General features: G+C 63.0%; 22 protein-coding genes. 17 read left to right on the top strand and 5 right to left on the bottom strand.

The genetic code is table 11. The annotated features are described in order from the left end of the window. The first annotated feature begins 126 nt into the window (after positions 1 to 126). Positions 127 to 1,119 (top strand): AraC family transcriptional regulator, encoded by a 993-nt coding sequence (locus V5F23_RS27720; RefSeq protein WP_047735725.1) that lies wholly within the window; start codon positions 127 to 129, stop codon positions 1,117 to 1,119. 20 nt (positions 1,120 to 1,139) lie between these two features. Here the strand turns inward: V5F23_RS27720 and V5F23_RS27725 are convergent, their stop codons facing one another. After that, on the bottom strand, positions 1,140 to 1,790 hold the full coding sequence (locus V5F23_RS27725) for an HAD family hydrolase (protein WP_047735724.1): 651 nt from the start codon (positions 1,788 to 1,790) through the stop codon (positions 1,140 to 1,142). Between the two features lie 212 nt (positions 1,791 to 2,002). Next, positions 2,003 to 2,548: a gamma carbonic anhydrase family protein gene (locus V5F23_RS27730; RefSeq protein WP_042732622.1), complete on the bottom strand. Its 546-nt coding sequence runs from the start codon at positions 2,546 to 2,548 to the stop codon at positions 2,003 to 2,005. A 72-nt stretch (positions 2,549 to 2,620) separates the two neighbouring features. Between V5F23_RS27730 and prlC the strand changes: the two genes are divergently transcribed. The 3 genes from prlC (at position 2,621) to V5F23_RS27745 (ending at position 7,146) form a co-directional block, all read left to right on the top strand. Continuing rightward, positions 2,621 to 4,699 (top strand): oligopeptidase A, encoded by a 2,079-nt coding sequence (prlC, locus tag V5F23_RS27735; RefSeq protein ID WP_338497095.1) that lies wholly within the window; start codon positions 2,621 to 2,623, stop codon positions 4,697 to 4,699. After that, a complete protein-coding gene (locus V5F23_RS27740; RefSeq protein WP_042732621.1) occupies positions 4,696 to 4,974 on the top strand; it encodes a YheV family putative zinc ribbon protein in 279 nt (92 codons plus the stop codon). Before prlC ends, V5F23_RS27740 begins: the two co-directional genes overlap by 4 nt. 123 nt (positions 4,975 to 5,097) lie before the next feature. Further along, positions 5,098 to 7,146, top strand: a complete 2,049-nt coding sequence (locus V5F23_RS27745) for a M3 family metallopeptidase (protein ID WP_338497097.1) — start codon at positions 5,098 to 5,100, stop codon at positions 7,144 to 7,146. Here V5F23_RS27745 and V5F23_RS27750 read toward each other — a convergent pair. Continuing rightward, the gene (locus V5F23_RS27750; RefSeq protein WP_338497100.1) at positions 7,088 to 7,768 is read right to left on the bottom strand and encodes a tyrosine-protein phosphatase; all 681 of its coding nucleotides are present in this window, start codon (positions 7,766 to 7,768) and stop codon (positions 7,088 to 7,090) included. The two genes, V5F23_RS27745 and V5F23_RS27750, sit on opposite strands and share 59 nt — an antisense overlap. Before the next feature lie 185 nt (positions 7,769 to 7,953). Here V5F23_RS27750 and V5F23_RS27755 point away from each other — a divergent pair, with 185 nt between their 5' ends. From V5F23_RS27755 to V5F23_RS27765, 3 genes are all read left to right on the top strand, one after another. Next, on the top strand, positions 7,954 to 9,012 hold the full coding sequence (locus V5F23_RS27755; RefSeq protein WP_042731245.1) for a PA0069 family radical SAM protein: 1,059 nt from the start codon (positions 7,954 to 7,956) through the stop codon (positions 9,010 to 9,012). Between the two features lie 254 nt (positions 9,013 to 9,266). After that, on the top strand, positions 9,267 to 9,998 hold the full coding sequence (locus V5F23_RS27760) for a carbonic anhydrase (protein ID WP_042731244.1): 732 nt from the start codon (positions 9,267 to 9,269) through the stop codon (positions 9,996 to 9,998). A gap of 93 nt (positions 9,999 to 10,091) precedes the next feature. Beyond that, positions 10,092 to 11,621, top strand: a complete 1,530-nt coding sequence (locus tag V5F23_RS27765) for a SulP family inorganic anion transporter (RefSeq protein WP_042731243.1) — start codon at positions 10,092 to 10,094, stop codon at positions 11,619 to 11,621. A gap of 130 nt (positions 11,622 to 11,751) precedes the next feature. Here the strand turns inward: V5F23_RS27765 and V5F23_RS27770 are convergent, their stop codons facing one another. After that, positions 11,752 to 12,402 carry a hypothetical protein gene (locus tag V5F23_RS27770; RefSeq protein WP_338497101.1) on the bottom strand — a complete coding sequence of 217 codons (651 nt, stop codon included), beginning with the start codon at positions 12,400 to 12,402 and terminating at the stop codon, positions 11,752 to 11,754. 374 nt (positions 12,403 to 12,776) lie between these two features. Here V5F23_RS27770 and coxB point away from each other — a divergent pair, with 374 nt between their 5' ends. The 4 genes from coxB (at position 12,777) to V5F23_RS27790 (ending at position 17,174) form a co-directional block, all read left to right on the top strand. Continuing rightward, complete coding sequence (gene coxB / locus V5F23_RS27775; protein ID WP_042731241.1) at positions 12,777 to 13,904, top strand: cytochrome c oxidase subunit II; 1,128 nt, start codon at positions 12,777 to 12,779, stop codon at positions 13,902 to 13,904. A gap of 82 nt (positions 13,905 to 13,986) precedes the next feature. Further along, a complete protein-coding gene (gene ctaD, locus V5F23_RS27780; RefSeq protein WP_024778458.1) occupies positions 13,987 to 15,579 on the top strand; it encodes a cytochrome c oxidase subunit I in 1,593 nt (530 codons plus the stop codon). Between the two features lie 131 nt (positions 15,580 to 15,710). Continuing rightward, entirely contained in the window at positions 15,711 to 16,262 is a 552-nt protein-coding gene (locus V5F23_RS27785; RefSeq protein ID WP_042731240.1) for a cytochrome c oxidase assembly protein, read from the top strand. Positions 16,263 to 16,286: 24 nt separating this feature from the next. After that, the gene (locus V5F23_RS27790; protein ID WP_042731239.1) at positions 16,287 to 17,174 is read left to right on the top strand and encodes a cytochrome c oxidase subunit 3; all 888 of its coding nucleotides are present in this window, start codon (positions 16,287 to 16,289) and stop codon (positions 17,172 to 17,174) included. Positions 17,175 to 17,183: 9 nt separating this feature from the next. Here V5F23_RS27790 and V5F23_RS27795 read toward each other — a convergent pair whose 3' ends face one another. Beyond that, positions 17,184 to 17,387 (bottom strand): twin transmembrane helix small protein, encoded by a 204-nt coding sequence (locus tag V5F23_RS27795; protein WP_042731238.1) that lies wholly within the window; start codon positions 17,385 to 17,387, stop codon positions 17,184 to 17,186. 70 nt (positions 17,388 to 17,457) lie between these two features. Here V5F23_RS27795 and V5F23_RS27800 point away from each other — a divergent pair, with 70 nt between their 5' ends. The 6 genes from V5F23_RS27800 (at position 17,458) to V5F23_RS27825 (ending at position 22,493) form a co-directional block, all read left to right on the top strand. After that, a complete protein-coding gene (locus V5F23_RS27800) occupies positions 17,458 to 18,195 on the top strand; it encodes an SURF1 family protein (RefSeq protein WP_047735715.1) in 738 nt (245 codons plus the stop codon). Beyond that, a complete protein-coding gene (locus tag V5F23_RS27805; protein WP_047735713.1) occupies positions 18,161 to 18,754 on the top strand; it encodes a hypothetical protein in 594 nt (197 codons plus the stop codon). The genes V5F23_RS27800 and V5F23_RS27805 overlap by 35 nt, the downstream gene beginning before the upstream one ends. A gap of 10 nt (positions 18,755 to 18,764) precedes the next feature. After that, positions 18,765 to 19,844, top strand: coding sequence for a COX15/CtaA family protein (locus V5F23_RS27810; RefSeq protein WP_123579253.1), 1,080 nt, complete (start codon positions 18,765 to 18,767; stop codon positions 19,842 to 19,844). Beyond that, positions 19,832 to 20,731, top strand: coding sequence for a heme o synthase (gene cyoE, locus V5F23_RS27815; RefSeq protein WP_042730494.1), 900 nt, complete (start codon positions 19,832 to 19,834; stop codon positions 20,729 to 20,731). The genes V5F23_RS27810 and cyoE overlap by 13 nt, the downstream gene beginning before the upstream one ends. After that, entirely contained in the window at positions 20,728 to 21,363 is a 636-nt protein-coding gene (locus V5F23_RS27820; RefSeq protein WP_212803161.1) for an SCO family protein, read from the top strand. The genes cyoE and V5F23_RS27820 overlap by 4 nt, the downstream gene beginning before the upstream one ends. 767 nt (positions 21,364 to 22,130) lie before the next feature. Next, a complete protein-coding gene (locus V5F23_RS27825; protein WP_047735707.1) occupies positions 22,131 to 22,493 on the top strand; it encodes a DUF6124 family protein in 363 nt (120 codons plus the stop codon). Positions 22,494 to 22,655: the final 162 nt, after the last annotated feature.

The raw sequence follows: 22,655 nt of genomic DNA on the forward strand, positions 1-22,655 counted from the left end.
CCCGCTTGAGCGCGAAGCGCTCACAGCACAGAAGGAGCAAGCTCTCTCGCCACAGCATCCCTATGCCAACGAAAGGTACGGCACACAACTTGCTCGATCTCCAGCTTCCCCAGGCTGGAAACGGACATGCTGCATTCCCACCTCACCACCCTCAACGCCGTCTCCCTGGTGCTCAACGCCTTCAAGCACGAAGGGTTGCCCAGTGACGCCCTGTTGGCCGGCAGCGGCATCAGCACGGCGGACCTGAGCCGGGCCGACACGCGCATCACCACCAATCAGGAGATGCAGGTCTGCGCCAACGCCGTGGCCCTCAAGCGGGACATCGGCCTGGAACTGGGGCGGGACATGCACGTGTCCTCCTACGGCATGCTCGGCTATGCGCTGCTCACCAGTGCCACCTTAGGTGACGCTTTGCGCCTGGCGCTGCACTACCCGGCGCTATTGGGAACACTCTTTGAACTGAACCTGGACGACGATGGCGAGTACGTCTGGCTCAGCGCCAGCGACTATCGAGAGAACCCGGCCCTGGCGGTGTTCAACGCCGAGTTCTGCATGGTTTCGCTGAAAGTCATCTGCAACGACCTGCTCGGCCATCCGCTGCCCTTGCGCGCGGCACGCTTCGAACATGCGGCGCCGGATTACCAGGCCCGGTATAACGCGCACTTCGATTGCCCGGTGCGCTTCAACAGCCTGGACAACGGGTTCGCCTTCGACCGCCAATGGCTCGGGCAACCCCTGCCCCTGGCCGACCCCATCACCCACCACGCCATGGCCGAACGTTGCCGCAGGCAGAACACCGAATTCACCGGCCGCCAAGCCTGGCTGGGGCGGATCCGCCAGTTACTCAGCGCTCAATTGGACGCCGCCCCCGGGCTGGAAAGCCTGGCCGAACAGATGAACTGCTCGGCGCGCACCTTACGCCGGCACCTCAAGGAGCTGGGTTGCAGCTACCAGGAGCTGCTGGACGAGCTGCGCTTCGAACGGGCCAAGCAGATGCTGTGCGAGGACCAACTGCCGATCTACCGGATCGCCGAGCTGCTCGGCTTCAGTGAAACCGCCAGCTTCCGCCACGCTTTCGTACGCTGGAGCGGCGTAGCGCCGAGCCAGTTCAGGCCTTGAGCCATTCGATGAAGATTTAACTAGCCGCGCACAAACGCCCGGTGCAACGCGTCCACCGTCTGGAAGTGATAGGCCGGGCTTTCGGCACACAACTCCTCATGGCTGCCAAACCCATACCCCACCGCCGCCGCGTCCAGGCCATTGCTGCGGGCGCCGATCAGGTCGTGCTTGCGGTCGCCGATCATCAGGGTGTCGCTCGGGTCGAGGTTTTCTTCGGCCAGCAGGTGGGCGATCAGCTCGACCTTGTCGGTACGGGTGCCGTCCAGTTCGCTGCCGTAGATCACCTTGAAGTGCCGGGCGAAGTCGAAGTGGCGGGCGATTTCCCGAGCGAAGACCCAGGGCTTGGACGTCGCGATGTACAGCTGCCGGCCCTGCCCGCCCAGGGTTTCCAGCAACGGCATCACGCCGTCGAAGACGCGGTTTTCATAAAGCCCGGTGACCTTGAAACGCTCACGGTAGAAATTCACCGCCTCCCAGGCCTTCGCCTCATCGAAGCCATAAAACTGCATGAACGCCTGCAACAGCGGCGGGCCGATGAAATGTTCGAGGCGGGTCAGGTCGGGTTCGTCGATGCCCAGCTTGCTCAAGGCAAACTGGATCGAACGGGTGATGCCCTCGCGCGGGTCGGTGAGGGTGCCGTCGAGGTCGAAGAGTAGGGTTTGGTAGTGCATTAAAACTCCTGGGTGGTCATGCAGTTCACTCGAAGGGCTTGACTGAAACTGTGGCGAGGGGATTTATCCCCGCTGGGCTGCAGAGCAGCCCCTAACAAGCTGATCGCAATCGAACATGAAGCATCGCGCCAACTGGTTTGGGGCCGCTGCGCAGCCCAACGGGGATAAATCCCCTCGTCACAATGGTCATTCGACATGCTTAAGTGGGCGATTCAGATCCGGTCATAACCCTCGGCCAGGTGCAGGTCCTTGAGCTTCACGTAGTTCGCCGCGCTGTAGGTGAAGAACGCACGCTCCTTGTCGGTCAGTGGCCGGGCCTGTTTCACCGGGCTGCCGACGTACAGGAAGCCGCTCTCCAGCCGCTTGCCCGGCGGCACGAGGCTGCCGGCACCGATGATCACGTCGTCCTCGACCACGGCGCCATCCATCACGATGCTGCCCATGCCGATCAACACCCGGCTGCCCACGCTGCAGCCATGGAGCATGACCTTGTGGGCGATGGTCACGTCGTCGCCGACCCGCAATGGAAAACCGTCGGGGTTGAAAGGCCCGGCGTGGGTGATGTGCAGCACGCAGCCGTCCTGGACGCTGGTGCGGGCACCGATGCGGATATGGTGCATGTCGCCACGAATGACGGTCAGCGGCCAGACGGAGCTGTCTTCACCGATCTCGACGTCGCCGATCACCACCGCGGTGCTGTCGACAAAGGCGCCCCGGGCAAGCCGTGGGCTGTGGTTCTGGTACGTGCGAAGGGTCACGATAGGCTCTCTCTTTTCGGCTGATAGGTGCTGCTAGCTGCGGTGAGCGTCGATTGTAATTAAGATGGCCCCATGTTTCTTCCAGCCAAGGTGCCAACCGTGAGCGTGAACAACCCTCTTTTGCAACCCTATGACCTGCCGCCATTCTCGGCGATTCGTGCCGAGCATGTGCAACCGGCCATCGAGCAGATCCTGGCTGACAACCGCGCGGCCATCGCGCAAATCCTCAAGAGCCAGGGGCAGCAGCCGACCTGGGCCGGCCTGGTGCTGGCGATGGACGAACTCAATGACCGCCTCGGCGCCGCCTGGAGCCCGGTCAGCCATTTGAACGCCGTGCGTAACAGCCCCGAACTGCGCGAAGCCTACGAGGCCTGCCTGCCGGCGCTGAGTGCGTACTCCACCGAACTGGGCCAGAACCGCGAACTGTTCCAGGCATTCGAAGCCCTGGCGCGCAGCCCCGAAGCCGCCGGGTTCGACGTCGCGCAAAAAACCATCCTCGAGCATTCCCTGCGGGACTTCCGTCTGTCGGGTATCGACCTGCCGCCCGATCAGCAGAAGCGCTACGCCGAGGTGCAAAGCACGTTGTCCGAGCTGGGCAGCCGCTTCTCCAACCAACTGCTGGACGCCACCCAGGCCTGGACCAAGCACGTCACTGACGAAGCCGCCCTCGCCGGCCTGACCGACTCGGCCAAGGCGCAGATGGCCGCCGCCGCCCAGGCCAAGGGGTTGGACGGCTGGCTGATCAACCTGGAGTTCCCCAGCTACTACGCGGTGATGACCTACGCCGAAGACCGCGCCCTGCGTGAAGAGGTCTACGCGGCCTACTGCACCCGCGCCTCGGACCAGGGCCCGAATGCCGGCCAGAACGATAACGGCCCGGTGATGGAACAGATCCTCGACCTGCGCCAGGAGCTGGCCCAACTGCTGGGCTTCGCCAATTTCGCCGAGTTGAGCCTGGCGACCAAAATGGCTGAGTCCAGCGACCAGGTGCTCGGTTTCCTGCGGGACCTGGCCAAGCGCAGCAAACCGTTCGCCGCACAGGACCTGGAGCAGTTGAAGGCCTTCGCCGCCGAACAGGGCTGCCCCGACCTGCAAAGCTGGGACAGCGGCTTCTATGGCGAAAAACTGCGCCAGCAGCGCTACAGCGTTGCCCAGGAAGCCCTGCGTGCCTACTTCCCGATCGACAAGGTACTGGGCGGCTTGTTCGCCATCGTGCAACGCCTCTATGGCATCGAGATCGCCGAACTGAAAGGTTTCGACGCCTGGCACCCGGACGTTCGCCTGTTCGAGATCAAGGAGAATGGCCAACACGTCGGCCGTTTCTTCTTCGACCTCTATGCCCGCGCCAACAAACGCGGCGGTGCCTGGATGGATGGCGCGCGCGACCATCGGCGCACCCTCGACGGCTCGCTGCAAAGCCCGGTGGCCAACCTGGTGTGCAACTTCACCCCGGCCGACAGCGGCAAGCCGGCGCTGCTGACCCACGACGAGGTCACCACGCTGTTCCACGAATTCGGCCATGGCCTGCACCACCTGCTGACCCGTGTCGAGCATGCAGGCGTGTCCGGCATCAACGGCGTGGCCTGGGATGCCGTGGAGCTGCCGAGCCAGTTCATGGAAAACTGGTGCTGGGAGCCCGAAGGCCTGGCGCTGATTTCCGGCCACTATGAAACCGGCGAACCGCTGCCCCAGGACCTGCTGGAAAAAATGCTCGCGGCGAAAAACTTCCAGTCCGGCCTGATGATGGTCCGTCAATTGGAGTTCTCGCTGTTCGACTTCGAGCTGCACGCGACCCACGGCGACGGCCGCAGCGTGCTGCAAGTGCTCGAAGGCGTGCGCGACGAGGTGTCGGTCATGAGGCCGCCGGCCTACAACCGCTTCCCCAACAGCTTCGCGCACATCTTTGCCGGCGGCTACGCGGCGGGCTACTACAGCTACAAATGGGCGGAAGTGTTGTCGGCCGACGCGTTCTCGAAGTTCGAAGAGGACGGCGTGCTCAACGCCGACACCGGCCGCGCGTTCCGCGAAGCCATCCTCGCCCGCGGCGGCTCGCAAGAGCCGATGGTGCTGTTCGTCGACTTCCGTGGCCGTGAGCCGTCGATTGACGCACTCTTGCGCCATAGCGGCCTGACCGAGGACGCGGCAGCATGAGCGAGGGGCCTGTGATCACCAAACGACGCTTCATCGCCGGGGCGGTCTGCCCGGCGTGCAGTGAGCCGGACAAGCTGATGATGTGGAACGAAGACGGCGTACCCCACCGCGAATGCGTGGCCTGCGGTTATTCCGACACACTCAACGAGCAAGGCCTGTCGGTGCCCAAGGAACTGGGCACGCGCGTCAACACCTCGGCGCCCAAGGTGCCGGACGCCAAGGTCCAGGCGGTGCAGTTCTTCCCCAACCCCAAGTTGAAGAAGAAAACCGACTGAAACCTGCGGTGTGACCTCCCGACCCGCCCGGAAGATCACACCACAGGCCATACATAGTTACCGCCCGGCACGCGGCCTTCCTTCCCAGACTGTCCAGCACGTACAGACTGACAGGAAGGCCTCATGCCCGACGACAACCCGCTGTTGCAGGCCTATGACCTGCCCCCGTTCGCACAGATCCAGGCCCGCCATTTCTCGCCGGCCCTCGACCGGATCCTGGCCGAGAGCCGCGCCCAAGTGGCCGACATCATCAAGACCCAGACGCCCTTTCCCACGTGGGACGACCTCGTGTTGGCCATGGACGCCATCCATTCGCGACTGGAGGGTTTCGGTTATCTGCTGCACCTGCTGACCTCGACCCGCACAGGGGACGCCTGGGCGCAGGTGGCCCTCGATTGCAGCGAACGACTGCATGATTTCCAAGCCTGGCTGAAACGCCATCCCACGCTGTTCACGCTCTACCGGCGCCTGGCGGACAGCGCGATCGCCCGGCATTTTTCACCGGCGCGCAAGCGAGTGCTGGAGAAAATCCTGCGGCGCTTGCACCACAGCGGCGCGGCGGAGAGCTTGCCGGCCGACCTGGGCGTGTTGAAGCTGCGCATCAAGGAAGTCCAGGGATTGTTCCTGGAGAACCTGCACATGGCCACCCAGGCCTGGCGCATGACGTTTGACGATGAAGCCCGGTTGCGTGGCCTGCCGACCCGGTTCAAGCGGCAGATGGCCCGCCAGGCGCGGGAAGCCGGGCACGGCGGATGGCTGCTGCCCCTCAGCGACGAGGCGTATGGCCTCGTCAGCCAATACGCCGACGATCGCTTGCTGCGCCAGCAGGTGCACGAAGCCTACAGCACCCGCGCATCGGATCAGGGACCCCACGCGGGGCAGTTCGACAACAGCGACATGCTCCGGCAATTGCTCGATGACCGGCATCGGTACGCCACGTCCCTGGGCTACACCGACTTTGCCCAGATGGCGATCGAGCCGGAGCAAGCCGCGTCCACCGAAGAAGTGCGAGCGTTCCTGCGGCGCCAACTCGAACGCCAGCACCGTCACCTCAAGCGCGACGCCGACCAGCTCAAGGCGTTTGCCGCGCAGCAAGGCCTCGACGAACTCCAGCCTTGGGATTACCCGTACCTGGCCAACCAACTTCGCCAGCAAGCGGCCGGCGCATCCAAGGAGGCGCTGAGCGTCTGGTTCGCACTGGACGCCACTTTTGCACAGCTGTTGCAGATGGCCACGACGCTGTTCGGCGTCGACTTCGTCGAGCGCCAGGAGGTGGCGACCTGGCACCCGGACGTGCGTCTTTACGAGGTCCGAGAATGGGGGGCGGTGATCGGCTACCTGTATTTCGATCCGTTTTCGGCCCCCAACCGAGACGGTTTCCCCCACACCAGCACCCTGCGAAACCGCCATATCACCGCCGAGGGCCGCCCCCGACACCCCATTGCCGTACTGCATGGCTGGCTGCCGCGCAGCGAGGGGCCGGAGCCGGTGCTGCTCGACCACCTGCAACTGCGCATCCTCTTCCACGAGTTCGGCCATTGCCTGCAGCATGTGTTGACCCGCGCCGACTATCGCGACCTGTCGGGCATCAACGGCCTGTCTCGCGACACCGCCGAGTTTGCCGGGGTCTTGTTCGAGCAATGGTGTTTTTCCAGGCAGGGCCTGGTGCGCGTCGCGCGGCACTACCAGAGCGGCGAAGCCATGCCCGACACGGTCGCCGACCAGTTGCTGACCTTCACCCGGACCCAGGCCAGTTGGGAAACCGCCGTGCTGTTGCGCAACGCGCTGTTCGACCTGGAACTGCACCGCACCCACGGCGACGGGCGCAGCGCCCAGCAGGTCTTCGATCAAGCCAACGCTCAATTGCAGCACCTGCCGGTGACCACGACCGAACGCTGGCCCAACAGCCTGGATTACCTGGTGACCGGCTACGAGGCAAAGCTCTACGCCTACGCCTGGACGAAGGAGCAGGCCGCCAGTGTGTTCCACCGGTTCAAGCGCGAGGGGCTGTTCAACCCGGCCACCGGCCGCGCACTGCGTGAAATCATTTTTGCACCGGGGGACTCGCGACCGTTGTCCGAATCCATCGCCGCCTTTGCAGGCGCACCGCCGATCAGTGGTCCGGCCGGACCATCTGCGGATCGAGGTGCGGGGCCGAGACGGTCGAGTTGACCCAGCTTTCCAGGGAACACAGCGCGAAGACGCTGGTGCTGCAGTCACCGTTCGCCAACGCCAGACGGAGTTTCTCCACATCGGCCTGCATCACGTAACGAACACCGTCCTTGAAGTGATGGCTGTCACCGAAGCCGCCCTCTGTCATCTCGTTCAAGGCGTCCTCTTTGCTCCAGCCCTGCACCACCACCCGGTACATGGCCGCCACCAGCCCGGTTCGATCCGAGCCGTGCTTGCAGTGCATCAGCACCGGCCCCTTGGCTTCCGCGGCCTGGACGGCGCGCAGGGCGCGAAGGATGTCGCTGTCGTCGACGTGACTGGTGCGATAAGGCAGCCGGACCTGTTCAATACCAGGGTCGGAGAGCCAGCGCGCATCCGATTCCGGCAGGAACGTGATAACCGTGCCGATCCGCAGCTTCGTCAGCAATGGCATAGCGCCGCCGTTCGGCAAGGAGCTGCGGTAAAGCGTGGGCGACATCTGGTAAAGGTTGTAATCCTTTTCCACAGGCTGCGCCCACTCAGGGGGCCGCGTCTGCACGGCATCCGCCGCCTGGGCGGGCATTTCGGCCAGCCCAATGAGCAAGGCCAGGCAACACAGTGAACGGGAGCAGAGCTTGAACATGCACGGACGACCGGAAACAAAAGGGTTCGAAGGTGCGCAGTGTCGGCTCGCTCCGGTTAAAAACCCGTAAGCAGGACGTCAAAGTGTTGTGAATTGCGTTCGGTGATGACCGGGCCGCTGAATGGCACTGGTCCAAAGGCAGAGGGCGATATACTGTATGTTCATACAGCTTCGGAGTATTAGCCATGTCAGCCCCCCTGCCGCCACGTGGCCGTGGCACCGCGGCCAACCCGCACAACCGCTTCGCCCCCAGCCGCTCGGTGGTCGAGGATGACGGCTGGTATCAGGAAGTGCCGCCGACCCAGGGCACCGAAATCCGCTTCGAAACGGCGAAGACCATCATCACCCGCAACACCTCGCCGGACATCCCTTTCGATCGCTCGATCAACCCCTACCGCGGCTGTGAGCACGGCTGCATCTACTGTTACGCCCGTCCCAGCCATGCGTACTGGGACATGTCGCCGGGGCTGGATTTCGAAACCCGGCTGATCGCCAAGAGCAACGCCGCCGATGTGCTGGAAGAACAGCTGTCCAAGCGTGGCTATCAATGCGCGCCGATCAACCTGGGCTCCAACACCGACCCCTACCAGCCCATCGAGCGCGAGCAGCGCATCACCCGCAGGGTCCTGGAAGTGCTGCTGCGCTACCGCCATCCGGTGACCATCGTGACCAAGGGCTCGCTGATTCTGCGCGACCTGGACCTGCTCACGGAACTGGCCCGCCAGCGGCTGGTGGCGGTGATGATCAGCCTCACCACCCTGGACGATGAGCTCAAGCGCATTCTCGAACCGCGCGCGGCGGCGCCCAAGGCGCGGTTGCGGGCAATCAAGGTCATGCGCGAGGCCGGCATCCCGGTGGGGGTGCTGTGTGCACCGATGATCCCGATGATCAACGACAGCGAGATCGAAGCCCTGCTGGCCGAGGCCCACGCCGCCGGCGCCCAGTCGGCGTCGTACATCATGTTGCGTCTGCCCTTGGAGGTGGCGCCGCTGTTCGAGCAATGGCTGCAGGCGCACTACCCGCAGCGCGCCGCCCACGTGATGAGCCTGGTCCGCCAGAGCCGTGGTGGCGAACTGTACGACAGCCAGTTCGGCAGCCGCATGCGCGGCGAAGGCCCGTTCGCCGACCTGCTGGCCCAGCGTTTCACCAAGGCGATCAAGCGCCTGGGGCTGGATCGGCGCGAAGGCTACACGCTCGATTGCGACGCCTTTTGTCCGCCGGGCCGACAAATGTCCTTGATTTGAATACAGTTGACCTTGAAACAGCGTTAAAACAACGTTCACACACCGGGGCCAGGCCCCGTTGGGTTGTGATTCATGCCTTGTAATCTACGTCCTAGAGCCGTTGATTCAGTTTGAGTTAAGTTTCGGCCGCTACCTTGTTTCACGAGTGACTGACGGGTCGAACCCATCGACCTGGACGTTTTTTAACCAGCCACTAGTGGCCAGTGTGACTGGATCCGTCACGTTGGACACCGAACCGTCAAAGAGGATGAATCATGAGTGACAAGGATAAACAGCCGTTGGCTGCGTCGGCTTCAGCCCAACCCGAGGCGGAGACCGCCGATGCAGCGCTGCAGCATATTGTTGACGGCTTTTTGCATTTCCATCACGAAGTCTTCCCACAGCAGGAAGAGCTTTTCAAGAAACTCGCCACCGCCCAATCTCCCCGGGCGATGTTCATCACCTGCGCGGACTCGCGCATCGTGCCCGAGTTGATCACCCACAGTTCCCCCGGCGACCTGTTCGTCACCCGTAACGTCGGCAACGTCGTCCCGCCCTACGGGCAGATGAACGGCGGCGTGTCCACGGCCATCGAGTACGCCGTGCTGGCCCTCGGTGTGCAGCACATCATTGTCTGCGGCCATTCCGATTGCGGTGCCATGCGTGCCGTACTCAATCCGCAAACCCTGGAAAAGATGCCCACGGTCAAAGCCTGGCTGCGCCACGCCGAAGTGGCCAAGACCATGGTCCATGACAACTGCCCGTGCGGCGACGAAAAACAGACCATGCCCATCCTCACCGAAGAGAACGTGATCGCACAGTTGCAGCACTTGCGAACGCACCCCTCGGTGGCCTCGCGCATGGCCAGCGGCCAGCTGTTCATCCATGGCTGGGTGTACAACATCGAGACCAGCGAGATCAAAGCCTTCGACGCGGACCGGGGTTGTTTCCTGCCGCTCGACGGTAGCCGACCGATCCCGGTGGCGACGCCCAAAGCGCGCTTCTAACCGCTCCTAATACCATCCTTGCGTGGAACAAAGCCTGCCGCCCTTTCGGCGGTCGGGCCTTGCCATGCCTGAAGAAACTTCGGGAGAGTCGCCATGCGTGCTGCTCAATTAAAAGCTGTTCTGCCACGCGAGCTACTCGCTTCCGTGGTTGTGTTCCTGGTGGCGCTGCCCTTGTGCATGGGCATTGCCATCGCCTCCGGCCTGCCGCCCGCCAAAGGGCTGGTTACCGGCATCATCGGCGGTCTGGTGGTGGGTTTCCTCGCCGGCTCCAAATTGCAGGTCAGTGGCCCGGCCGCCGGGTTGGCGGTGCTGGTCTTCGAACTGGTGCGCCAACATGGCGTGGCGATGCTCGGGCCGATCCTGCTGCTGGCCGGGCTCCTGCAACTGCTGGCCGGGCGCTTTCGCCTCGGCTGCTGGTTCCGGGTGACCGCACCGGCGGTGGTCTACGGGATGCTGGCGGGCATCGGCGTGCTGATCGTGTTGTCCCAGGTCCATGTGATGCTCGACGCGGCGCCCAAGCCGTCCGGGCTGGATAACCTGCTGGCCTTCCCGGCTGCGGTGGGCCAGGCCTTGCCATCCTTCGGCTGGCAGGCCGGGCTGCTCGGCCTGTCGACGATTGCGGTGATGTGGCTGTGGGAAAAGTTTCGTCCCCACAGCCTGCGCTTCGTCCCCGGCGCCTTGCTCGGCGTAGGCCTGGCGACCATCGCCAGCCTGCTGCTGGCCTTGCAGGTCAAACGCGTGGAAGTCCCGGAAAACCTCGCCGACGCCATCGACTGGCTACGCCCGGCGGACCTATTGAACCTGGCTGACCCGACGGTGCTGATTGCCGCCTTCGCGGTCGCGTTCATCGCCAGCGCCGAAACCCTGTTGTCGGCAGCGGCGGTGGATCGCATGCACAGCGGCGAACGGGCAGACTTCGACCGGGAACTCTCGGCCCAAGGCATCGGCAACATGCTGTGCGGCCTGGTCGGCGCCTTGCCGATGACCGGTGTGATCGTGCGCAGCTCCGCCAACGTCCAGGCCGGGGCAACCACCCGGATGTCGACGATTTTCCACGGCCTGTGGCTGTTGCTGTTCGTGTTGCTGCTGTCCAGTGTGCTGCAGAGCATTCCGGTGGCGAGCCTGGCGGGGGTGCTGGTGTACACCGGTTTCAAACTGGTGGACGTCAAGGCCTTTCGAAACCTGGGCCGCTATGGCCGGATGCCGATGTTCACCTACGCCGCCACGGCGCTGGCCATCATCTTCACCGACCTGCTGACCGGCGTGCTGATCGGTTTCGGCCTGACCCTGGCGAAACTGGCCTGGAAAGCCTCGCGGTTGAAGATCAGCCTGATCGACCTGCCCCAGGAAGGTGAGATGGAACTGCGGCTGGTGGGCGCGGCGACCTTCCTCAAGGTCCCGGCGCTGACCCAGGTGCTGGACACCCTGCCCGAGGGCGTGACGGTGCATGTACCGCTCAATAACCTGAGCTACATCGACCATTCGTGCCTGGAGCTGTTGGAAGAATGGGGCCGGGCGAATGCCAGCAAGGGCTCGAAGCTGTTGATCGAATCCCGCGGGCTCAAGCGTCGGCTGGAGGGGCGGTTGCGCACGACCGTCGGGGTGGGCGCAGCTTCTGCCTGATATCCCCAATCAGTGTGGGAGCGAGCTTGCTCGCGATAGCGGTGTATCAGTCAACGTCAATGTTGGCAGATCCAATGCCATCGCGAGCAAGCTCGCTCCCACAGGGGGTTTGTGAGGATACAGCTCTGGATCAAGCCGCTGGCTGATCCAGCTCCAGGCCCAGGCCCAGGCGGCGTGACATGCATGGCCAGCGTTTCCACGCGGCACCGGTGTGCGGGCTGCTGAGCTTCTCGCGGTAGGTTTCCACCGACTCCAGGGCGAACGTCTCGTCGTTGAGCATCTCGTCGAAGGCGTGATGCACCACTTCATCGAGTTGGTTGGCAAAGGCTTCGCCGATCAACTGGTGGGCAATCAGATTGGCGACCGTCATGTCCAGGGGGATCAGTGGCTGGCCGAAATGCTTGATGTACAGGTCATTGACCTCTTCGACGAATCGATGGGCCAGGTAGGCTTCGTCCAGCAGGCTGTCGAGCCCGACATGGCCGGCCATGATCGTCGGCGGCTGGAGGAAGTACTGTTCGGCGATCTTCAGGACCGGCTTGATCTGCGGCTCGATGCCCGCCTCTTTGGCGACTTCGTTGGCGGCATCCAGCAGGTCAGGCACTTCATCGATGTAGGCGGCGACAAAGCGCGCCAGGACGGCGTTGGCATTCGCCTCGGGCAATTGGATAGCACGGTGCAGGTGAGGTAACTGGGTTTCCAACTGACGGGCCAACTGGCCGGTCTGGGCTTCGTGTTGTTGGGCTTTTTGGATCTGCTCGCGCAATGCGGCGGTGTTCATGACAACTCCAGGGAAACAAAGGCAATGAAATAGGGAAGACATAACTTAGCTGGCGCAAACACACTCCTAAGACCTATTTTTCATAATTGCGCTCTTCCTTGATGCGTCACAGTTATATCGGTTTGCCATCACTCAAGGCCGAATGGTTCTCCATTCGCGGTCCCTGGCGCAAGTCCCCCTGTTTCAAACGATTTACGCGGTCGCGTTGCGAGGTTGCAGTCGCTGTCTATACTCGGGTTGGAATGGAGTTAGCTGATGACACCCGATGCATAGGCAGCAAGGCACGGCGGTCGAGTTCGCAGTCTGATGTAGCCGCTCTCCTTGCCGCAGGCGTTACGCCTACGGGATAACAAGAACGATAAGGGGAACCCGCAATGACGCGACATCCACACGTATGGATGGGCCTCCTGTTGTGGTCGATTTTCAGCCAGGCGCAAGCCGCCTGGACTGTGAATATGGCGCCTGGAGCGACACAGATCAGCAACGCAGTGTTCGACTTGCACATGACCATCTTCTGGATCTGTGTAGTCATCGGCATCATCGTCTTCGGCGCCATGTTCTGGTCGATGATGATGCACCGCCGCTCAACCGGCCAGAATGCCGCCCACTTCCACGAAAACACCCGCGTCGAGATCCTCTGGACGATTGTGCCCTTCGTGATCCTGGTGGCCATGGCGATTCCCGCCACCGCCACGCTGATCAAGATGTATGACTCCAGCGAGTCGGACATCGACATCCAGATCACCGGCTACCAATGGAAATGGCACTACAAATACCTGGGCCAGGACGTCGAGTTCTTCAGCAACCTGGCCACGCCCGCCGAACAGATCCATAACCAGAGCGCCAAGGGCGAGCACTACCTGCTGGAGGTCGACAAGCCGCTGGTGCTGCCGGTCGATGCCAAGGTGCGCTTTCTGGTGACCTCCGCCGACGTGATCCACTCCTGGTGGGTGCCGGCCTTCGCGGTCAAGCGCGATGCGATTCCCGGTTTCGTCAACGAAGCCTGGACCCGCGTCGACAAGCCCGGCGTGTATCGCGGCCAATGCGCCGAATTGTGCGGCAAGGACCACGGGTTCATGCCGATCGTGGTCGAGGTCAAGAGCAAGCCTGACTACGAGAAATGGCTGGGTGAACGCAAGGCCGAAGCCGCGCAGCTCAAGGAGCTGACCAGCAAGGAATGGACCCTCGACGAGCTCAAGGAACGTGGCGACAAGATCTACCACACCACTTGCGTGGCCTGTCACCAGGCCGAAGGCCAGGGCCTGCCGCCGATGTTCCCGGCACTCAAGGGTTCGAAGATCGCCACCGGGCCCAAGGCCGATCACTTGAGCATCGTCTTCCACGGCAAGCCCGGCACCGCCATGGCGGCGTTCGGCAAGCAGTTGTCGGAGGTCGATATCGCGGCCGTCGTGACCTATGAACGTAACGCCTGGGGCAACAACAAGGGCGACATGGTCACGCCTAAAGAAGTGCTGGAACTCAAACAGGCGGAAAGCAAATGAGCCGACCTGAAGCGTTTTCCCGCAATCGGTCGGGGCTCGCCGCTCCGCGCCGTCCAGCCCAACCGTTCGAAGGAGACAGGACATGAGTGCTGTGATCGATGACCACGGTCATGCCGGCGCCGACCACGCCCACGGCCCCGCCAAGGGCCTGATGCGCTGGGTACTGACCACCAACCACAAGGACATCGGCACGCTGTACCTGTGGTTCGCCTTCTCCATGTTCCTGCTGGGCGGCTCGTTCGCCATGGTGATCCGCGCCGAGCTGTTCCAGCCCGGCCTGCAGATCGTGGAGCCGGCGTTCTTCAACCAGATGACCACCATGCACGGCCTGGTGATGGTGTTCGGCGCGGTGATGCCGGCCTTCGTCGGCCTCGCCAACTGGATGATCCCGTTGATGATCGGCGCGCCGGACATGGCCCTGCCACGCATGAACAACTTCAGCTTCTGGCTGTTGCCGGCGGCGTTCCTGCTGCTGGTGTCGACGTTGTTCACCGCCGGCGGCGGGCCGAACTTCGGCTGGACCTTCTACGCCCCGCTCTCCACCACCTATGCGCCGGAAAGCGTGACGTTCTTCATCTTCGCCATCCACCTGATGGGCATCAGTTCGATCATGGGCGCGATCAACGTGATCGCCACCATCCTCAACCTGCGCGCCCCCGGCATGACGCTGATGAAAATGCCGCTGTTCGTCTGGACCTGGCTGATCACCGCGTTCCTGCTGATCGCGGTGATGCCGGTGCTGGCCGGCTGCGTGACGATGATGCTGATGGACATCCACTTCGGCACCAGCTTCTTCAGTGCCGCCGGCGGCGGTGACCCGGTGCTGTTCCAGCACGTGTTCTGGTTCTTCGGCCATCCCGAGGTGTACATCATGATCCTGCCGGCCTTCGGTGCCGTCAGCTCGATCATCCCGGCGTTCTCGCGCAAGCCGTTGTTCGGCTACACCTCGATGGTCTACGCCACCGCGGCCATTGCGTTCCTGTCGTTCATCGTCTGGGCGCACCACATGTTCGTGGTGGGCATCCCGCTGGTGGGCGAGCTGTTCTTCATGTACGCCACCTTGCTGATCGCCGTGCCCACCGGCGTGAAGGTGTTCAACTGGGCCAGCACCATGTGGCAAGGCTCGCTGACCTTCGAGACGCCGATGCTGTTCGCCGTGGCGTTCGTGATCCTGTTCTCCATCGGCGGCTTCTCCGGGCTGATGCTGGCCATCGCCCCGGCGGACTTCCAGTACCAGGACACCTACTTCGTGGTCGCGCACTTCCACTACGTACTGGTGCCCGGCGCAATCTTCGGGATCTTCGCCTCGGCCTACTACTGGCTGCCGAAATGGACCGGCCACATGTACGACGAGACCCTGGGCAAGCTGCACTTCTGGCTGTCGTTCATCGGGATGAACATGGCGTTCTTCCCGATGCACTTCGTCGGCCTGGCCGGCATGCCCCGGCGTATTCCCGACTACAACCTGCAGTTCGCCGACTTCAACATGGTCTCGTCCATCGGCGCGTTCATGTTCGGCACCACGCAGATCTTCTTCCTGTTCATCGTGATCAAGACCATCCGTGGCGGCCCACCGGCACCGGCCAAGCCATGGGATGGCGCCGAAGGGCTGGAGTGGAGCGTACCATCGCCGGCGCCCTACCACACCTTCACTACGCCGCCGGAAGTGAAATGAGATGACACACAGGCCTCCTGTGGGAGCGGGCTTGCTCGCGAATCAGACGACGCGGTCTGACAGAAACACCGCGTCATCGTTCTTCGCGAGCAAGCCCGCTCCCACAGGGTTCTCGGTGAGGATGGGAAACCATGGCTGACTCGATTTCGCTGAAGAAACTGGTCACCCGCCTGCTGGTCGTGGTGGTGGCCATGTTCGTCTTCGGCTTCGCCCTCGTGCCGATCTACGACGTGATGTGCAAGGCGTTCGGCATCAACGGCAAGACTGCCGGGCAGTACGAGGGCGAGCAGGTCACCGATGCGTCGCGGCAGGTGCGTGTGCAGTTCCTGTCGACCAATGCGGTGGACATGCCCTGGGACTTCTACCCCAAGGGCGATCAGTTGGTGGTCCAGCCGGGGGCCGTGAACGAAATGGTCTTCGTCGCGCACAACCCCACCAACCGGCCGATGAGTGCCCAGGCCGTGCCAAGCATCGCGCCGAGCACCGCCGCGGCGTACTTCCACAAGACCGAATGTTTCTGCTTTACCCAGCAAGTGCTGCAACCCGGAGAACGAATCGAAATGCCCATGCGCTTCATCGTCGACCGGGACATGCCCAAGGATGTGAAGCACCTGACGCTGTCCTACACGCTGTTCGATATCACCGCTCGTCATCCACCGGTGGCTCTAAACACTGACCGATAGCGTGCCCGATAAGGAGAACAATAAATGGCAACTCACGAACACTATTACGTTCCGGCCCAGAGCAAATGGCCGATCATCGCCACGGTCGGGATGTTCGTCACGGTGTATGGCCTGGCGACCTGGTTCAACGACTTGAAGGCCGCACGACCGGAATCCCACGGCCCACTCATCTTCTTCATCGGCGGCCTGCTGGTGGCCTACATGCTGTTCGGCTGGTTCGGCGCGGTGATCAAGGAAAGCCGCGCCGGGCTCTACAGCCCGCAGCTCGACCGCTCGTTCCGCTGGGGCATGAGCTGGTTCATTTTCTCGGAGGTGATGTTCTTCGTCGCCTTCTTCGGCGCGCTGTTCTATGTCCGCCATGTGTCGGTGCCGGGCCTGGCGGGCGAAGGTACCAAGGGCCTGTCGCACATGCTCTGGCCCAACTTCGAATACGCCTGGCCGTTGCTGAACAACCCTGACCCGAAACTCTACCCGGCACCCAAGGAGGTCATCAGCCCCTGGGGGCTGCCGCTGCTCAACACCGTGCTACTGGTCAGTTCCAGCGTCACCATCACCATCGCCCACCACGCGCTGAAGAAAGGCCATCGCGGTGCGCTGAAGCTATGGCTGGCGATTACCGTGCTGCTGGGGTGCGCCTTCCTGGGCTTCCAGGCCGAGGAGTACATCCACGCCTACAAGGAACTGGGCCTGACCCTGGGCTCCGGCGTCTACGGCGCCACCTTCTTCATGCTCACGGGGTTCCACGGCGCCCACGTCACCATCGGCACGATCATCCTGTTCGTCATGCTGATGCGCATCCTGCGCGGGCATTTCGACAACGAGCATCAGTTCGGCTTCGAGGCGGCGAGTTGGTATTGGCACTTCGTCGACGTGGTGTGGATCGGCTTGTTCATCTTCGTCTACGTGCTCTAGGAGCACGCGTTACCACGGGGCATGGGACACCAGCTGGCCGCTGAAGAAACCCCAGGCGATCAAGCCGACGGTGACCGCGGCCAAGCCGACCCGAACGGCCAGGGCAATGAGCAGGCGATTGGAATCGCTGTCGTCCTTGACCAGGAAAAACAGGCCGCTGAACAGGCTCGCAACCGTGGCAATCAGCATCAGGACGATGGCCGCTTTTAGCATTGGGGACACTCCGGGGGGACGCGATGCAGGTGAGTATAGCTATCCCGTTCGAGCACTTTCGGACGGCGCCATGAGAGGCTTCCGGCCGGGCCTCGTGCCGACGCTGGTGGTGGCCGTGCTGGTGCCGCTGATGGTGTGCCTGGGGTTCTGGCAGTTGAGCCGTGGCGAATACAAGCGCGTGCTCATGCAGCAATACGCCGAGCGCCGCGTGGCGCCCCCGATGGACAGCACCGAACTGGCGCAGACCACCGACCCGGCTTTTCGCGTCGTCGAGCTGCAAGGTCACTTCGACGTCGAGCACAGCATCCTGCTGGACAACCGCCAGCACGACGGCCAGGTCGGCGTCGAACTGCTGCAACCGTTTCTCGACCGTGCAACCGGCGCATGGCTGCTGGTCAATCGCGGCTGGCTGCCATGGCCTGACCGCCGCACGCCCCCCGTCTTCAGCACCCCGGAGCAACCGGTGAGCGTTCAGGCCTGGGTCTATGTCGCACCGGGCGCCACCTTCCAGCTCCACGCCGACCCGGTGGCCGCTCCATGGCCGCGCCTGGTCACCGCCATCGAACCGGACAAGCTCTGGGCGGAACTGGGGCGCAGCGGTTTCAGCTATGAACTGCGCCAGCAAGGCGGCCCGGGCGCCTATCGGACCGACTGGCCGGTGGTGAGCATGGGCCCGGAAAAACACCTCGGTTATGCCGTGCAGTGGTTCGCCATGGCGGCGGCGCTGTTCGGCCTTTTTCTTTATCTCGGATGGCACAACGCAGGGAGACCGCATGGGAAGCACCATGAATCCAACCAACACGTCTGAGGCACCCGCCACGCCCAGCCGGCGCAAAGGGCGCCTGCAACTGCTGCTGATCGTGTTCGGCGTGATCGGGCCGATGATCCTCGCCACCGGCATGTACAAGTTCCAGTTCTGGGTGCCCGACAGCCGCAGCTACCACGGCGAGCTGATCGGCAACGGCCAGACCCGCGCCGAGATCGGCGTGCAGGCCGACGAGCAGCGCTGGCAGATCCTGGTCACCGCCCCGCAGGCGTGCTCGGTGGATTGCCGGCAACTGGTGTACCTGGCCCGGCAGGTGCAGATCGGCCTCGGTCGCGATGCGTCCCGCGCCAGCCATGCCCTGGCCATCGCCCAGCCGCTGGACGCCGAGTACGACGCCCAATTGCAGCGCGAGTATCCGCAACTGCAGCGCTACCCGCTGGACCTGCCGGCCTACCGCAAAGGTGCCCAGGACACGGGCGGCGCCCAGCTGTGGATCATCGACCCCCACAGCAACCTGGTGCTGCGCTACGACGCCCGCGTCAAGGGCAAGGACCTGCTCAACGACCTGCGTCACCTGCTGAAACTGTCGAACATCGGATGAGGGCATCGACATGGCCAAACCTGGATTTCGCCTTGCGCTGTTTGCCACGCTGCTGGCACTGATCGTCGTATTGCTGGGCGCCTACACCCGCCTGACCCACGCCGGCCTCGGTTGCCCGGACTGGCCCGGTTGCTACGGTTTCATCAGCGTGCCCAAGAGCGAAGCCCAACTGGCCCATGCCGAGCTGCATTTTCCCGACGCCCCGGTGGAAGCCCATAAAGGCTGGAACGAGATGGTCCACCGCTACTTTGCCGGGACCCTCGGGCTGCTGATCACCGTGCTCGCCGCCCGGGCCTGGATGAACCGTCGGCACCCCGGCCTGCCGTTGAAACTGCCGCTGTTCCTGCTGGCCGTGGTCTTCGCGCAAGCGGCGTTCGGCATGTGGACCGTGACCCTCAAGCTTTGGCCGCAGGTGGTCACCGGGCATTTGCTCGGCGGCTTTGCCACCCTGAGCCTGTTGTTTTTGCTGACCTTGCGCCTGTCCGGCGTGTTGCCGGCACTGACCGTGCCCAAGCGCCTGCAACACTGGGCCACCGCCGGGTTGTTGCTGGTGATCGGCCAGATAGCCCTGGGCGGTTGGGTCAGTTCCAACTACGCCGCGGTGGCCTGTATCGACTTCCCCACCTGCCACGGCCAATGGCTGCCGCCGGCGGATTTCGCCAACGGCTTTCACCTGACCCAACACATCGGCCCCAATTACCTGGGCGGGCAGCTCGACAGCGATGCCCGCACCGCCATCCACCTGACCCACCGCATTGGCGCGCTGCTGGTCACGGTGGTGCTGCTGGGGTTGGCCTGGCAGTTGAAGACGGTCGGCATGACCCGCCTCGCCGGCCTTGTGCTAGTGGCGCTGGCGGCGCAAATCACCCTGGGCATCAGCAACGTGCTGTTCCATTTGCCGCTGCCGGTGGCCGTCGCCCACAACGCCGGGGGCGCCGCGCTGCTGCTGACCCTGGTGCTGGTCAATTATCACGCCCGGACCAGCCTGGTCCGGGTCAGGCATCAGGTGCCGCTGCGCTGGCGGTTCACGCCGCATAAGCACGGCGCCAGCCCCATCACGATAAAAGGAGAGATGCCATGGCAACCCTGACCGGTGAACGCCACAGCCGGGCGATCTGGCGCGATTACCTGGAGCTGACCAAGCCCAAGGTGGTGGTGCTGATGCTGATCACCTCGCTGGTAGGCATGTTCCTCGCCACTCGCGCGGGCGTACCGTGGACGGTGCTGGTGTTCGGCAACCTGGGGATCGCCTTGTGCGCCGGTGGCGCGGCGGCGGTCAACCACGTGGTGGACCGGCGCATCGACGCGGTCATGGCCCGTACCCACAAACGGCCACTGGCCGAGGGCCGGGTGTCCCCTGCCGCCGCCCTGACCTTCGCCCTGGCCCTGGCCGTGGCCGGGCAAGCGCTGCTGCTGGCCTTCACCAACCCGCTGACCGCCTGGCTGACCCTGGCCTCCTTGCTGGGCTACGCGGTGGTCTACACCGGTTTCCTGAAACGGGCGACGCCGCAGAACATCGTCATCGGCGGCTTGGCCGGCGCCGCACCGCCGCTGTTGGGCTGGGTGGCCGCTACCGGTCACGTCAGCGCCGAACCGCTGCTGCTGGTGCTGATCATCTTCGCCTGGACCCCACCGCACTTCTGGGCCCTGGCCATCCACCGCAAGGAGGAATACGCCAAGGCCGACATCCCGATGCTGCCGGTGACCCACGGCGAGCACTACACCAAGGTGCATATCCTGCTGTACACCCTGGTGCTGCTGGCGGTGAGCCTGATGCCATTCGTGATCCAGATGAGCGGGATGCTCTACCTGGTGTGCGCACTGGTGCTCGGCGCGCGGTTCCTGCAATGGGCCGTGGTGTTGTACCGTGGCAGTCGGCCGCATGCGGCGATCAACACCTTCAAGTACTCTATTTACTACTTGTTCCTGCTGTTCATCGCCCTGCTTGTAGATCATTACTTACTGTTGAGCCTATGACTCGAACTCAGAAAACCGTCTTCGCCCTCGTGGCCGTGATCGCGCTGATCCTCGGCCTTACCGTCAACAAGGTGCTGTCCGGCAAGGGCGAAGGCGACCCGACGGGGCTGATCGACGCCGGCATCATCCTGCTGCCCCAGAGTCGCAACCTGCCGGACGTGAAAATGACCGACCAGGACGGCCAACCGGTGACCGTCAACGCATTGAAGGACAAGTGGAGCCTGCTGTTCTTCGGCTACACCTTCTGCCCGGACATCTGTCCGACCACCCTCGCCCAACTGCGCCAGATCAAGAGCGAACTGCCGCCCGCCGCGGTGGACAAACTGCAGATCGTGCTGGTGAGCGTCGACCCGAACCGCGACACGCCCAAGCAGCTCAAGCAATACCTGGGCTACTTCGACCCGCAGTTCAAAGGCCTCACCGCCTCTTCCATCGAAGACCTGCAAAAACTCGCCAATGCGGTGAGCATTCCGTTCATTCCAGCGGACACCAGCAAGCCCAACTACACCGTCGATCACAGCGGCAACCTCGCCGTGATTGGACCCGACGGCACCCAACGCGGGTTTATTCGTGCGCCGTTGAATAATCAGAAACTGGTGGTGCAGTTGCCGGAGATGTTGAAACGTAAATAACCCCACCAATCCCCTGTGGGAGCGAGCTTGCTCGCGATGAATTCAACACAATTCCCATGGCGAGGGAGCTTGCTCCCGCTCGACTGCGCAGCAGTCGCAAAACCAGAGAACGCGGTTTACCTGAAGAAACACCGGGGCCTGCTACGCAGGCCAGCGGGAGCAAGCTCCCTCGCCACAGGTGGTTGTGTCGAGCCGAATATCCAGCCCAACACCACCACTGTGGGAGCGGGCTTGCTCGCGAAAGCGGCGGGTCAGCTTGCATCGATACTGAATGTGCCACCTCTTCGCGAGCAAGCCCGCACACACTGGGCGGCGGTGAACACAGCATCCGCAACAGCCCGGTCCCCCTGTGGGAGCGAGCTTGCTCGCGATAAAAACGACACGGTTTCAGAACAGAACACCCCACCCGATTCGCTAAAAAACCTCTCTCCTACAGCCCCCACCTACACCCCTCCATCAAGCTACGCATCCTTGCGCCTTTACCTACAACTACGCCAGAATCCGCCCGCTTGTGCGCTTTGTTCCTGGGTTCTATTGTCGTTCCTGCCACTGCCCATCAGTGGTCGGGTTTAGTAGCCCGGTTAAGGATACGGTCGCATGAGTCTCATCAGTCGGGCATTGCCCGCACTCGATGGTGGCTGTGCGCATGGCGCCTTCGGGCGCGCCGGGTTTTCCGTTTTCCTACCGGTCTACTAACTTGCGCACAGCTGCCTCCCTTTCGTTTAGTAGCGAGACGGTAGCGGCCTACTAACAAAGGAAACGTGAAAATGTTCAAAGCAACTCCAAATCCCCCAGATTCGGCCCCTACCCCGCAATCCGCAAAATCCAAAGCCAAGAAGCAAGACGAAACCACCAAACGCGTGCTCGATCACTACTTGCTACCGAAGCCGGATCAACCCAAAGACGAGCCGAAACCTGGGCAGGTTTTTACCGTCGTGAAAGGCCTCGATAACGAGTGCATGCTCGCTAACCTCAGTGAAACGCTGGCTTCAGCCGATGCCATGGTTAGTGATCTGGCGTTTGACCTGGATGGCTCGCGGCGCCATTTGGCGCTGGGGATTCAGCAGTTGATTGAGCTGAGTTCGTTGTTGGCGAATCGGGTGTTGGATAATGTGGAGCCGGGGCGGTAGGTAGACGGTTCCCAATGGCAAAACCCGGCGCGTTGCGCCGGGTTTTGGTGCGTTCATCTATATATGTGGATGAACAATCTCTAAATAAGAAATTTTCCAACAGCAACCGTTCCTCACCTCCCACAGCCCTTTCAACAAAAAGCTGCAACGACTAATGGCGGA

The organism is Pseudomonas sp. WP18 (genome assembly GCF_036689585.1).
Classification (GTDB): domain Bacteria; phylum Pseudomonadota; class Gammaproteobacteria; order Pseudomonadales; family Pseudomonadaceae; genus Aquipseudomonas; species Aquipseudomonas chlororaphis_E.

Coding starts and splice junctions, on each gene's coding strand:
- V5F23_RS27720 (WP_047735725.1), top strand. CDS start 127: ATGCTGCATTCCCACCTCACCACCCTCAACGCCGTCTCCCTGGTGCTC.
- V5F23_RS27725 (WP_047735724.1), bottom strand. CDS start 1,790: ATGCACTACCAAACCCTACTCTTCGACCTCGACGGCACCCTCACCGAC.
- prlC (WP_338497095.1), top strand. CDS start 2,621: ATGTTTCTTCCAGCCAAGGTGCCAACCGTGAGCGTGAACAACCCTCTT.
- V5F23_RS27740 (WP_042732621.1), top strand. CDS start 4,696: ATGAGCGAGGGGCCTGTGATCACCAAACGACGCTTCATCGCCGGGGCG.
- V5F23_RS27745 (WP_338497097.1), top strand. CDS start 5,098: ATGCCCGACGACAACCCGCTGTTGCAGGCCTATGACCTGCCCCCGTTC.
- V5F23_RS27750 (WP_338497100.1), bottom strand. CDS start 7,768: ATGTTCAAGCTCTGCTCCCGTTCACTGTGTTGCCTGGCCTTGCTCATT.
- V5F23_RS27755 (WP_042731245.1), top strand. CDS start 7,954: ATGTCAGCCCCCCTGCCGCCACGTGGCCGTGGCACCGCGGCCAACCCG.
- V5F23_RS27760 (WP_042731244.1), top strand. CDS start 9,267: ATGAGTGACAAGGATAAACAGCCGTTGGCTGCGTCGGCTTCAGCCCAA.
- V5F23_RS27765 (WP_042731243.1), top strand. CDS start 10,092: ATGCGTGCTGCTCAATTAAAAGCTGTTCTGCCACGCGAGCTACTCGCT.
- V5F23_RS27770 (WP_338497101.1), bottom strand. CDS start 12,402: ATGAACACCGCCGCATTGCGCGAGCAGATCCAAAAAGCCCAACAACAC.
- coxB (WP_042731241.1), top strand. CDS start 12,777: ATGACGCGACATCCACACGTATGGATGGGCCTCCTGTTGTGGTCGATT.
- ctaD (WP_024778458.1), top strand. CDS start 13,987: ATGAGTGCTGTGATCGATGACCACGGTCATGCCGGCGCCGACCACGCC.
- V5F23_RS27785 (WP_042731240.1), top strand. CDS start 15,711: ATGGCTGACTCGATTTCGCTGAAGAAACTGGTCACCCGCCTGCTGGTC.
- V5F23_RS27790 (WP_042731239.1), top strand. CDS start 16,287: ATGGCAACTCACGAACACTATTACGTTCCGGCCCAGAGCAAATGGCCG.
- V5F23_RS27795 (WP_042731238.1), bottom strand. CDS start 17,387: ATGCTAAAAGCGGCCATCGTCCTGATGCTGATTGCCACGGTTGCGAGC.
- V5F23_RS27800 (WP_047735715.1), top strand. CDS start 17,458: ATGAGAGGCTTCCGGCCGGGCCTCGTGCCGACGCTGGTGGTGGCCGTG.
- V5F23_RS27805 (WP_047735713.1), top strand. CDS start 18,161: ATGGGAAGCACCATGAATCCAACCAACACGTCTGAGGCACCCGCCACG.
- V5F23_RS27810 (WP_123579253.1), top strand. CDS start 18,765: ATGGCCAAACCTGGATTTCGCCTTGCGCTGTTTGCCACGCTGCTGGCA.
- cyoE (WP_042730494.1), top strand. CDS start 19,832: ATGGCAACCCTGACCGGTGAACGCCACAGCCGGGCGATCTGGCGCGAT.
- V5F23_RS27820 (WP_212803161.1), top strand. CDS start 20,728: ATGACTCGAACTCAGAAAACCGTCTTCGCCCTCGTGGCCGTGATCGCG.
- V5F23_RS27825 (WP_047735707.1), top strand. CDS start 22,131: ATGTTCAAAGCAACTCCAAATCCCCCAGATTCGGCCCCTACCCCGCAA.